The following is a 12275-nucleotide window of genomic DNA, read 5'->3' as shown; positions in this document are numbered from 1 at the left end:
ACACCGGAGCACTCGACGGCCACCGTCCGACGGTGGCCGACCTCTCCCCGTACCGGATCGGACCCGGAAGGACCCCCGCCCATGACCACCCCGCAGCCGCACCACGACGGCTCCGCCACCTACGTCCCGCAGCAGGAGCCCGCGCTGGGCGAGACCGTTCCGGTCTTCGTCCGGGTCCCCGCCGGGGCCGACGTGCGCGCCGTGCACGTCCGCACCACCGGGGACGGCGAGCCGCGCTTCGCCGAGGCCGTCGTCGACCGCCGCGCCGGCGGCGACGTCTGGTGGCGCGCCGACGTCGAGGCGCGCAACCCGGTCAGCAACTACCGGTTCCTGCTCGACGGCGCCCGGGGCGGCCGGTGGCTCAACGCCGCCGGCCTCGCCGACCACGACGTGCCGGACAACGGCGACTTCAAGCTGGTCACCCACGCCCCGCCGCCGGCCTGGGCCCGGGACGCGGTGATCTACCAGATCTTCCCCGACCGGTTCGCCCGCTCGGCCGCCGCCGACGGCCGACCCGCCCCCGACTGGGCGATCCCCTGCGACTGGGACACCCCCGTGATCGGGCGCGGCCCCGAGACCCCGCGCCAGTTCTACGGCGGCGACCTCGACGGCATCGCCGAGCGGCTCGACCACCTCGACCGGCTCGGCGTGAACACCGTCTACCTGACACCGGTCTTCCCGGCCCGCTCCAACCACCGGTACGACGCGACCAGCTTCGACACGGTCGACCCGCTGCTCGGCGGCGACGCCGCCCTGGCCCGGCTCGCCGACGCCGTGCACGCCCGGGGCTGGCGGCTGCTCGGCGACATCACCAGCAACCACACCGGCGACGCCCACCACTGGTTCACCGCCGCGCTCGCCGACCCGCGCGCCCCCGAGCGGGAGCTGTACTACTTCGACCTGCCCGGCCAGGACTACGAGTCCTGGAACGGGGTCAGGTCGCTGCCGAAGCTGAACTGGGGCAGCGCCGAGCTGCGCCGCCGCTTCGCCACCGCGCCGGAGGCGCTGCTGCGCCGCTGGCTGCGTCCCCCGTACTCGCTGGACGGGTGGCGGGTGGACGTGGCGAACATGACCGGCCGGCGGGGTGCGGACGCGTACACCCACGAGGTGGCGCGGCTGCTGCGCGAGACGGTCGCGCAGACCCGCCCCGACGGGCTGGTGCTGGCCGAGCACGGCCACGACCACACCGGCGACCTGGACCACGACGGCTGGCACGGCACCATGAACTACGTCGGCTTCACCGACCCCGTCTGGTCCTGGCTGCGCCACGGCGACGACCCCGTGCCGAACTTCCTCGGCACCCCCGGCGGCGTCCGGCGGCGGGACGCCCACGCGGTGCTGGCGACCATGGACGTCTACCGCTCGCTGGTCTCCTGGCGGTCGTACACGCACTCGTGGCAGCTCCTCGGCTCGCACGACTCCGCCCGCATCCGCACCGTCGTCGGCGACGCCGCCCGGCAGGAGGTGGCGGCCGGCCTGCTCGCCACCATGCCGGGCACCCCGGTGATCTTCGCGGGGGACGAGCTGGGGTTGACCGGCACGAACGGGGAGGGGTCGCGTACCCCGATGCCGTGGCACCGGCCGGAGAGCTGGGACGTGGGGACGTTCGCGGCGTACCGGTCGCTGGTCGCGCTGCGCCGGGCCGAGCCGGCGCTGCGCCACGGCGGCCTGCGCCGGGTGTACGCCGACGCGGACACCCTGGCCTTCCTCCGCGAGTCGCCGGACGGCTCGCTGCTGGTGCTGGCCCGGCGGGCGGCCGGCACCCCGATCCGGCTCGCCGGGCTGCCGGCGGGGGAGAACGTCTACGGCGGCGCGCCCGCCCTACGCCCGGACGCCGACGGCACGGTCACGCTCCCCGCCGACGGCCCCACCTTCCAGGTCTGGCGCGTGTAGCTGGTGTAAGGAAGGGCCCCCTATTAACGCCTGCGGTAGAGAAGGGAACCCCTCTCACGCCTACGTGTTAACAGGGGGCCCTTCCTTGCACGGGGGGCGGACGGATCGTCGGGTGCGAGGGCGCAGGAGCGGAACCGGGACCCCTGACTGTCGCACGCGGCTACTACGAAGCGTCGTTGATGAGGGAGGATGGAGGGGTGGAAGCTCTTCGACTCGTACTTCTCTACGTCCATCTGATCGGGTTCGCGCTGCTGCTCGGCGGCACGGTCGCCCAGTACGTCGGCGGCCGGCTGCGGATCAACGCCGCGATGCTCTGGGGCTCGATCATCGGCCTGCTGACCGGTATCGGCCTGTCCGCCCCGTTGCGTGACGGCGACGAGCCCGACCCGGCAAAACTTGTTACCAAGTTGGTGCTCGCGCTGCTGATCTTCGTCATGGTCTTCTTCTCCCGTAAGCGGGAGTCGGTCAACCGTGGACACTTCCTCGCCATCGCCGGGTTGACCCTGGTCAACGCGGCGGTCGCGGTCTTCTGGAGGTGACGCGCCGACCGGGGGAACGGTCGCGGAAACGGGACGCCCGTGACGCCTGCCGGGCCGGCCGTCGGCGTGCGGAGTGATCTGCCCCACCCAAGGGTTACGTAGGGGTAACAGGCACTCAACAGTCGTGCACGATTGTCGGCCGGTGGGTGGGCGCGGGCGTACGCTCCCGTCCGTAACGTGGGACGCCGGCGGCGCGAAAGCAGGCCGGCTCAAGGGCTGCCACCGCGCAGAGCGGTGTGCAATGGGAAGGAGACGTCTTGCGCTCTGTGCGTGGGATGCGGATCGCCTCCGCCTTCGTGGCGGGTGGGCTCGTGCTGGGCGCCGCCGCGTGTGGTGAGGCCCCCGAGGACGACAACAACGCCGCTGGCACCGGCGCCAAGAAGTACACCGCCTGCATGGTGACCGACGTCGGCGGCATCGACGACAAGTCGTTCAACAGCTCCGCCTGGAAGGGCCTGCAGGAGGCCAACAAGGCCAACAGCAACATCGACGTCAAGTACGTCGCGTCGAAGGCCGAGGCGGACTACGAGGTCAACCTGACCGGGTTCGTCAACCAGAAGTGCGACTTCATCCTGGCCGTCGGCGGGCTGATGACCGACGCGACCTCCAAGATCGCGAAGGCCAACCCGAACCAGCAGTTCGCCATCGTCGACTCGAAGCCGGCGGAGGCGAACGTCTACCCGATGCAGTTCGACACCGCCCAGGCCGCCTTCCAGGCCGGCTACCTGGCCGCCGGGATGAGCAAGACCGGCAAGGTCGGCACCTACGGCGGCCTGCCTATCCCGCCGGTGACCATCTTCATGGACGGTTTCGCCGACGGCGTCGCGCACTACAACAAGGTCAAGAGCAAGAACGTCCAGTTGCTGGGCTGGAACAAGGAGACCCAGAAGGGCTCCTTCACCAACTCCTTCGAGAAGCAGGACGAGGGCAAGAAGGTCTCCGACACCCTGGTCGCCCAGGGCGCGGACATCATCATGCCGGTCGCCGGCGGCGCGGGCCTCGGCACCACCGCGGCGGCCCAGGCCTCCGGCGGCAAGTTCTCGGCCATCTGGGTCGACGCCGACGGCTGCGAGAGCACCCCGAACTGCCCGGCGCTGCTGACCACCGTGGTCAAGAACATCGCGGACGCCGTCCAGGAGGCCGTGACGAAGGCCGCCGGCGGCACGAAGCTGGAGGCCAACCCGGGCTTCGTGGGCACCCTGGCCAACGACGGCGTCGCGCTCGCCCCGTACCACGAGTTCGACAGCAAGGTCCCGGCCGAGCTGAAGGCCGAGGTCGAGAAGCTCAAGGCGGACATCGCCGCCGGCACCGTCACGGTCACCTCGAAGGCCCAGCCGACCAAGTGACCGCTCCGCCGGCCCCCGCCGCGGTGCGAACACCGACCGCGGGGGCCGGCGGACCCCACGCCTGACGACCGGCCGCCTCGACGTACGCGGGGACAGGGAACCCGCGTGGGTCGGGGCGGCCGATCCGCACCATCCCAAGCCCGGCCCGACAGCGGCCCCCGCCGCCCCATCGCTGCACCCCAGGAGGTTGCGCTGAGACTCGAACTGCGCGGCATCACCAAGCGGTTCGGTGATCTGGTCGCCAACGACCACATCGACCTGACGGTGGAGCCCGGGGAGATCCACGCCCTGCTCGGCGAGAACGGCGCGGGCAAGTCGACCCTGATGAACGTGCTCTACGGGCTCTACCACCCCGACGAGGGCGAGATTCTGGTCGACGGCACGCCGCTGAAGCTGAGGGGCCCCTCCGACGCCATCGCGGCCGGGATCGGCATGGTGCACCAGCACTTCATGCTGGTGCCCGTCTTCACCGTGGCCGAGAACGTCATGCTCGGCGCAGAGCAGGTCAAGGGCGGCCTCGCCGGCTTCCTCGACCGGCGGCGGGCCCGGCGCGAGGTCGCCGAGGTCTCCGAGCGGTACAACCTGCGGGTCGACCCGGACGCGGTGATCGAGGACCTGCCGGTCGGCATCCAGCAGCGGGTGGAGATCGTCAAGGCCCTCACCCGCGACGTCGACCTGCTCATCCTCGACGAGCCGACGGCGGTGCTCACCCCGCAGGAGACCGAGGAGCTGCTCATCGTCATGCGGTCGCTCAAGGCCGCCGGCAAGTCGATCGTCTTCATCACCCACAAGCTCGGCGAGGTCAAGGCCATCGCCGACCGGATCACCGTGATCCGGCGCGGGAAGACCGTCGGCACCGCCGCCCCGACCGCGAGCCGCGACGAGCTGGCCGCCCTGATGGTGGGCCGCAGCGTCCGGCTGACCGTGGACAAGCAGGCGGCCACCCCCGGCAGGCCGATCCTCGAGGTGACCGGCCTGGTCGTCGACGACGACCGGCAGATCCGCGCCGTCGACGGCGTCGACCTGACCGTGCACGCGGGCGAGGTGCTCGGCGTGGCGGGCGTGCAGGGCAATGGGCAGACCGAGCTGATCGAGGCGGTCATGGGGCTGCGGCCGGTCCTCGCCGGCACGGTCACCCTCGACGGCGAGCAGGTGCACGGCTGGTCGACCAAGCGGGTGCTCCGCGCCGGGGTCGGCTACGTCCCCGAGGACCGCAGCGTCGACGGCCTGGTCAAGGAGTTCAGCGTCGCGGAGAACCTGGTGCTGGACATCTACGACCGGCCGCCGTTCGGCAAGGGCCTGTCGCTGCGGGCGGACGCCATCGAGAAGTCGGCGCGGGAGCGGATCGAGCAGTTCGACGTGCGCACGCCGTCGGCCGACACGCCGGCGGGCAACCTCTCCGGCGGCAACCAGCAGAAGGTGATCGTGGCCCGGGAGCTGTCCCGGCCGCTGAAGCTCTTCATCGCCGCCCAGCCGACCCGCGGCGTCGACGTCGGCTCCATCGAGTTCATCCACTCCCGGGTGATCCGGGAGCGGGACGTGGGCACCGCCGTCATGGTCGTCTCCAGCGAGCTGGACGAGGTGCTCAACCTGGCCGACCGGGTCGCGGTCATGTACCGGGGCCGGATCATCGGCATCGTCGGCCCGGACACCCCGCGCGAGGAGATCGGCCTGCTGATGGCGGGCATCACCCCCGACGCCGCCGCCGGGCCCGCGGACGACGCGGCGACCCCGGTCCCTGCCCCTGGTAGCGAGGACAAGGCATGAGCAAGGTCAACGTGGCGAGCCTGCCCGCCGAGGAGGCGGCGACCGCGCCCAAGCAGCCCGAACCGGAGCCCCGCCCGTCCCTGGGCCGGCTGTTCCTGGACAACCTCTGGGCCGCCAACACGGTCACCGTCACGGTGCTCGCGGTGGTGCTGGCGATGCTCGTCGGCGCCGTGCTGATCATCGTCTCGGACCCGGACGTGCTGGGCACCTACGGCTACCTCACCTCCCGCCCGTCGGACGCGCTGAACGCGAGCTGGACGGTGGTCAGCGAGGCGTACGCGAACCTCTTCAAGGGTGCCGTCTTCGACCCGGAGGCGTCCGGCTTCACCGCGGCGCTCACCCCGATCTCGGAGACGCTCACGTACACCGCGCCGCTGGTCTTCACCGGCCTGTCGGTGGCGCTCGCCTTCCGCGGCGGCATGTTCAACATCGGCGCGCAGGGCCAGGCCACGGTCGGCGTCGTCCTCGCCGCGCTGGCCGGCTTCCTGCTGCCGCTGCCCCCCGTGCTGCACCTGATCGTGGCGCTGGTCGCCGGCGCGCTCGGTGGCGCGCTGTGGGGCTTCATCCCGGGCATCCTCAAGGCGCGCACCGGCGCCCACGAGGTGATCAACACGATCATGCTCAACTACGTCGGGCTGTACTTCCTGTCCTGGGTCATCGTCCAGGACGGCGTGCAGAACACGACCCGGGCCGACGCGATCAGCAAGCCCGTCGAGTCCTCGGCCCAGCTTCCCCGGCTGCTCGGCGACAACCTGCGGGTGCACGCCGGCATCCTGCTGGCGGTGCTGGCCACCTGGCTCGTCGCCTGGCTGCTCAACCGCTCCACGTTCGGCTTCGAGCTGCGCGCGGTGGGCGCCAACCCGGCCGCCGCCCGCACCGCCGGCATCAGCGTGCCGAAGACGTACGTGCTGATGATGGCCATCGCCGGCCTGCTCGCCGGGCTCGGCGGCAGCCAGATGGTGCTCGGCTCGACGGCGAACGCGCTGACCCCGCTCGTGATCGCGCAGATCGGGTTCGACGGCATCCTGGTGGCCCTGCTCGGCCGGGTGAAGCCGTGGGGCGTGCTGCTGGCCGCGCTGCTGTTCGGCGCGTTGCAGGCCGGCGGCAACCGGATGCAGTCGTACTCGGGGATCTCGCTGGAGCTGGTGACCGTGCTCCAGGCGCTGATCGTCATCTTCATCGCCGCGCCGGCCCTGGTGAAGGCGATCTTCCAGCTCCGGGCCGCCCGCGCCGCCCGGTTGCAGACGAGCCTGGCGAAGGGCTGGTAACGACTCATGTCAACCATGGCTGTCCCGGACGTCGCCGTGGCCCAGGTCGACGAGGGCTTCTGGACCCGCACCCGCAAGATCGGCGCCGTGCTGGTGGCGCTCGGGGTGATCGCGACGGTGCTCTTCGGGGCGCTCGCCACCGACCGGTCGGCCCGCTTCACCCTCAGCGAGACCGAGGGCGGCGCGGCGCTGGAGATCAACGGCACGCTCGGCGCGATCCTGTTCGGCGTCGTCGCCGCGGCGGCCGGCGCGGCCCTGATGGCCGGGGTGCCGAAGCGCTGGTTCACCGCGCTGCTCGGCGTCGGGCTGGTCGCCTTCGTGCTGTCCTTCCTGTGCTGGCAGGTGTCGGCCGCCCCCGAGGGGCGCAACTTCATGCCGCTGGTCAACATGGTGCGCGGCACCTTCGTCCTGGCCCTGCCGCTGATCTTCGGCGCCCTCGCCGGCGTGCTCTGCGAGCGCTCCGGCGTGGTCAACGTGGCCATCGAGGGGCAGTTGCTGATGGGCGCGTTCAGCGGCGCCCTGTTCGGCAGCATCTCGGGCAGCGTCTGGGTGGGCCTGGTCGCCGCCGCGATCGGCGGCGCGCTCATCTCGCTGCTGCTCGCCGTGTTCGCCATCCGCTACCTGGTCGACCAGGTGGTCATGGGCATCGTGCTGAACCTGCTGGCCGTCGGTGTCACCGGCTTCCTCTACGAGCGGCTGATGCAGCCGGACGCGGCGCGGTACAACTCCGCGCCCCGGTTCAGCAGCTGGGAGATCCCGCTGCTCTCCGACATCCCGGTGGTGGGGCCGGCGCTGTTCCGCGCCAACATCTTCCTCTACCTGGGCCTGCTGCTGGTGCTGGTGATCCACATTGCGCTGTACCGCACCCGGTGGGGGCTGCGCACCCGGTCGGTCGGCGAGCACCCGACCGCCGCCGACACGCTGGGCGTGAAGGTGCTGCGGCTGCGCTACCGCAACGTCCTGCTGGCGGGCGTGGTGGCCGGCATCGGCGGCGCGTCCTACACGCTGGCGCTCTACTCGTTCACCAAGAACATGATCGGCGGGAAGGGCTTCATCGCCCTCGCCGCGCTGATCTTCGGCCGGTGGAGCCCGACGGGGGCGCTGCTCGCGGCGCTGTTCTTCGGCTTCGCCGACCAGCTCGGCACGTACCTGGGCGCGATCGGCAGCAGCATCCCGAGCCAGTTCCTGGCCATGCTGCCGTACCTGGCGACCATGCTGGCCGTGGCCGGGCTCGTCGGCAAGGTCCGCGCGCCGGCCGCCAGCGGCAAGCCGTACGTCAAGGGCTGAGACCTGGTCGCTTCCGTGCCCGGCCGGGAAGCCCCGGCCGGGCACGCTCGTCTCCACCGTAGATGACTGAGCGGTGACCCCGCGATGACGGGATCTGTCAGCCTGCTGCAGATATTCCCTCTTCTGCTTGAGGTGACCATGAAGCGATCCACAGCCGCCGTGGTGGCGCTCCTCTGTGCCACCACGGCGTTGTCCCTGCCGTCCGTCGCGACCGCCAAGCCTCCCGGCGGGCCGCCCGAGCCCGGCACGACGTCAACCGCCGACGCGGGAAGGGCCGGAGCGCCGGCCCACCCCGACCGGGTACGTGACCCCGACGCACGCCTCGGTGCTGCCTGGCGCCGCTCCACGGACCGGGCCGTCACCACCTCCAGTGACGCTACCGGGCTGCATCTGCTCGTCGCCGACGAGGCGCAGGCGTACGCGTGGCGCACGGCGGCGACCCTCGCCGAGCCCGGCTTCGACGCGGACCAGTGGATCGGCCAGGCCTGCGTCACCGGCTCCGGTCGACGCGCCGTGGTCGTCTATGGCCCCCGGACGTTCACAAACCGGGAGCCGCTCATGCAGCGCGGCGGCTTCGCCGCCATCGTCGACCTGAAGACCGGCGCGGTGACGAAGCTGCGTGAACGGGTTTCGCTCGCCTACCACAACCCGGGCTGCGGAGCCGGCGAGCAGGCGGTGTTGTCGCGGTTGGAGATGCCTGCCCGCCCCGGCACAGTGGCGCAAACCTGGATCGGCACCGTCGACGCGGCGCACCCGACCCGGGCGCTCCGCGCGGTGCGGGCGGCTGGTCAGATCACCTCCACCCTGCCGGTGGACGGCAAACTGATCGGCTCCAAGGGCCTGAACCTGGTACGGATTGGCGCGAAAGGCAGGGTCACCGCCGTGGCGACCGCGGCGGCCAGCCCGTTCCGCCTGCTAGCCGACGGCCGCGACGCAGTGGCCTTCCAGGTCGTTCGGAACGGACAGACCGAGCTCAAGCGCTTCAGCGGCGGTAGGACCAGCGACCACGGCTCGGTGCCGAAGGGCGAGATCAAGCTCCGGGCCGGCGCGGGTGGGCGGGTCTTCGCGGTCGGCGGGCGGGCGGAGGTGCGGGTCGCCGGGCAGTTGCCAGCCGGCTGGTCGGCGATCGACGGTCTCCCGGACAGCGACGTGTCCACGACCGGCGCGCTGGTGGTGTCGCGGGCGACCACCGGTCGCGAGGCCGCCGGGCGGCGGACGGACAGGCCGGACGGTGGCCAGGCGGATCAGGTGGAGATCTCCGCCCGCCGCACCGCGAACGGCAGTTCACTGGCGTTCACGGTGCGGCCGCAGGACAGTGGCGCGGGGCGCCGGCTGTCGCCGGCCCTGACCGGCCTGACTGTGAAGTCGGCGGAGCCTGGCGCTCGGGCCACCGCCTCCACGGCCTACCCCAATGTGCCGGACGACCCGGACCGGTCCTGCGCGGTGTCCCGCAACGATCCGCAGTTGCAGGTCTATCAGCCGACCGTGCGACAGATGGAGTGGGCGGCGGATTTGGCGGTGCGTGGGATGCTGACCTTCCAGCGGCCGGCCAACTGGAACAACAACGGCATGTCGGCGTACTCCCCGCAGGGGATGTTCCCGTCCATGGCCCTCTCCGGGGGCGGCAACGTGCCCGCGCAGATCTTCCTGGGCATCCTCGCGCAGGAGTCGAACCTCTGGCAGGCCAGCCGCCACGCCGTGGACGCCTCGGTGGGCAACCCGCTGACCAGCCTCGGCTACTACGGGCTGGACCTGGAAGACCCGAACTACGAGTTCATCGACTGGGCACACACGGACTGTGGTTACGGTGCCGGTCAGGTCACGTCGGGGATGAAGCGCTCCGACACCAACCAGGTGATCGCTGGAGTGACCTGGGACGCGACGAAGCAGAAGGCGGTGGCGACGGACTACGCCGTCAACGTCTCCGCAAGTCTGCGCATCCTCCAGGACAAGTGGAATCAGACCCGCAGCGCGGGTCTGATCGCCAACGACGGGGACCCGAAGTACCTGGAGAACTGGTGGTTCGCCATCTGGGCGTACAACACCGGCTTCTACCCCCAAAACCCCCAGAACCCGTCGGCGCCCTACGGCGTCGGGTGGTCCAACAACCCCGCCAACACCGACTATCCCGCGGACCGGCTGATGTTCCTCACCGCGCCGCTGGACGTCTACGACTCGAACGGTCACCTGATCGTCGATGACGAGATCGGGTACGACAACGCCAAGCACCCCAATCACTGGTCGTACCCGGAGCGGGTGACCGGCTTCGCCTACACGTCGCTCATCCGCTACAACTACGAGGAAGAGGAGTATCAGCCGACGTACCAGCCGGCCTGGTCGCCGGGTACGCCGTCGGGCGGGCAGCCCGCCCGCTACACGTTCTGCGAGCCGACCGTCAACACCTGTGACGAGACGCTGCCACCGAAGGTGCCCGGCGACTACCCGACCACGAAGGCCGGGGCGTGCCAGCGCGACGACCTGAAGTGCTGGTGGCACGGCCCCGTCACCTGGGCCAGTTGCGTCGCGAAATGTGGGGTAGAGCGCCGCACCTACACCAGCGTGGAGCCCCGCCCGTACGCGGAGCCGGGGGAGAACATTCATCCCACGCCAATCAACGGCGACGGGACGTGCAAGGTGGCCGGGCTACCCAGCGGCGCGCGGATCATCGACGACATCAGCACGACCGTTCCGCTCGGCGCGGAAGGCTGTACGCCCACGTATACCAGGGGTGGCACCTTCGGCCTGAACTTTGCCACGTACACCCAGTTCAACGGCGATATGGTGACGCCGGGAAAGGTGGACTTCCACCAGATCGGCGCGGGATTCGGCGGTCACTTCTGGTTCACTCACACCTACAAGCAGGCGGAGAAGCCCAATTACCGGATCACCGGCACTTGGACGATCAACCCGACGAACGCGTGGACGCGCGTGTGGGTGCACCTGCCCGACCACGGTGCGCACACCCGGCAGGCGAAGTACCTCGTCCGTCGCCCGAACGGCACCACGGAGCATCGGACAATCCCCACCCAGTGGGAGTCGAACAAGTGGGTCAACCTGGGCGTCTTCGATTTCACCGGCACGGGCACCCCGAAGGTGGAACTGAGCAACTTCACCTTGGACGGCACTGGCGTGCAGGACATCGCCTGGGACGCCATCGCGGTCCAGCCGCTGCCGAGCAAACCCCGGCACTTCGTGGTCGCGCTCGGCGACTCGTACTCCTCGGGCGAGGGCAGCGGTGACTACACCCGGGTGAGCGACCAGTACGGCGACGACGGCCCGGAACTACGGAACTCCTGCCGGCGCAGCCCGAACGCCTGGTCCCAGAAGGCCACCATCCCGGGTGCGCCCGGTACGATCGCCAGCCTGGCGGCCGACCACAACACGGCCATCGACGCGCAGTTCATGGCGTGCAGCGGCGCCCGGGCCCACAACGTGATGAGCCCGAGCCTGGTTCCGAACGGTCAGTGGCAGGGGAAGCAGGTCGAAGGCCAGTACGGCGAAATCAGCCAAATCGACCAGGGATCTATCAACGCCAACACTACAGCGGTGATGTTCTCGATCGGGGGCAACGACGCGCGCTTCACGAAGGTCGCCACAGCCTGCGTCACCGCTCTCGAGTGCGGCGACGGCAACTACATTATGGACGGTGACGACGATGACCTGCGGACAAGCCAGGAAAACCTGATCAAGAACGAGGTGAAGGCGTCCGTTCAGGAGATCGTCCGGCAGGTTCGACTGCGTGCGCCGCACGCCCGCATCTTCGTCATGGGGTACCCGCACCTGTTCGAGCCGCAGTGTGAACTCGGCGTCGTGCTGCCCGGCTTGACCGGCGGCTTCTCCTGGAACGAGACGATCTTCCTGAATCAGATGTCCGACTGGCTTGTCACGAACGTGCTGCCCTCGGACGCGGCCAACAAGGTCCACGGCATGGACGCCCGAGGCGCCTTCACGGGGCACACCGTCTGCGGCAGCGACTACTACGTGAACGGCCCGTCCTTCCCCGACCTGATCGACGATGGCGACGGCGATCCGGTGCAGAAGGTCAGCATGGAGGCGTTCCATCCCAACAAGGCGGGCAACCTGGCGTACGCCGGAATCTTGAACGACTACATGGGCCTGTACAACTATCTTTGGTGACCGATGCGGGAGGCCCGGCGCCGCCGGGCCTCCCGCCC

At 70.5% G+C, this 12275-nt stretch carries 7 protein-coding genes; all 7 read left to right on the top strand.

Annotation, left to right across the window (positions count from 1 at the left end; all coding sequences use genetic code 11):
- The first annotated feature begins 81 nt into the window (after positions 1–81).
- The 7 genes from LPU43_RS09380 to LPU43_RS09350 all read left to right on the top strand — a co-directional run bounded on the left by LPU43_RS09380 (position 82) and on the right by LPU43_RS09350 (position 12237).
- Positions 82–1893: a glycoside hydrolase family 13 protein gene (locus tag LPU43_RS09380; RefSeq protein ID WP_229399846.1), complete on the top strand. Its 1812-nt coding sequence runs from the start codon at positions 82–84 to the stop codon at positions 1891–1893.
- 197 nt (positions 1894–2090) lie between these two features.
- Positions 2091–2432 carry a hypothetical protein gene (locus LPU43_RS09375; protein WP_229399845.1) on the top strand — a complete coding sequence of 114 codons (342 nt, stop codon included), beginning with the start codon at positions 2091–2093 and terminating at the stop codon, positions 2430–2432.
- A 275-nt stretch (positions 2433–2707) separates the two neighbouring features.
- Positions 2708–3778 carry a BMP family lipoprotein gene (locus tag LPU43_RS09370; protein WP_229399907.1) on the top strand — a complete coding sequence of 357 codons (1071 nt, stop codon included), beginning with the start codon at positions 2708–2710 and terminating at the stop codon, positions 3776–3778.
- A gap of 105 nt (positions 3779–3883) precedes the next feature.
- Positions 3884–5545 carry an ABC transporter ATP-binding protein gene (locus tag LPU43_RS09365; protein ID WP_308444911.1) on the top strand — a complete coding sequence of 554 codons (1662 nt, stop codon included), beginning with the start codon at positions 3884–3886 and terminating at the stop codon, positions 5543–5545.
- Positions 5542–6813, top strand: coding sequence for an ABC transporter permease (locus tag LPU43_RS09360; RefSeq protein ID WP_229399844.1), 1272 nt, complete (start codon positions 5542–5544; stop codon positions 6811–6813). Before LPU43_RS09365 ends, LPU43_RS09360 begins: the two co-directional genes overlap by 4 nt.
- A gap of 6 nt (positions 6814–6819) precedes the next feature.
- Positions 6820–8100, top strand: a complete 1281-nt coding sequence (locus LPU43_RS09355; protein WP_229399843.1) for an ABC transporter permease — start codon at positions 6820–6822, stop codon at positions 8098–8100.
- A gap of 84 nt (positions 8101–8184) precedes the next feature.
- Positions 8185–12237 (top strand): SGNH/GDSL hydrolase family protein, encoded by a 4053-nt coding sequence (locus LPU43_RS09350; RefSeq protein ID WP_229399842.1) that lies wholly within the window; start codon positions 8185–8187, stop codon positions 12235–12237.
- The last annotated feature ends 38 nt before the right edge of the window (positions 12238–12275 follow it).

The sequence above is a fragment of the Micromonospora okii genome, assembly GCF_020884795.1.
GTDB classification, from domain to species: Bacteria; Actinomycetota; Actinomycetes; order Mycobacteriales; family Micromonosporaceae; genus Micromonospora; species Micromonospora okii.
Note: the sequence above shows the minus strand (reverse complement) of the source record. Positions and strands in the feature narration are given on the sequence as shown.

Bases quoted from the DNA above. Each gene is read 5' to 3' on its own strand.
- LPU43_RS09380 (WP_229399846.1), top strand. From the start codon at position 82: ATGACCACCCCGCAGCCGCACCACGACGGCTCCGCCACCTACGTCCCG.
- LPU43_RS09370 (WP_229399907.1), top strand. From the start codon at position 2,708: ATGCGGATCGCCTCCGCCTTCGTGGCGGGTGGGCTCGTGCTGGGCGCC.
- LPU43_RS09360 (WP_229399844.1), top strand. From the start codon at position 5,542: ATGAGCAAGGTCAACGTGGCGAGCCTGCCCGCCGAGGAGGCGGCGACC.
- LPU43_RS09355 (WP_229399843.1), top strand. From the start codon at position 6,820: ATGTCAACCATGGCTGTCCCGGACGTCGCCGTGGCCCAGGTCGACGAG.
- LPU43_RS09350 (WP_229399842.1), top strand. From the start codon at position 8,185: ATGACGGGATCTGTCAGCCTGCTGCAGATATTCCCTCTTCTGCTTGAG.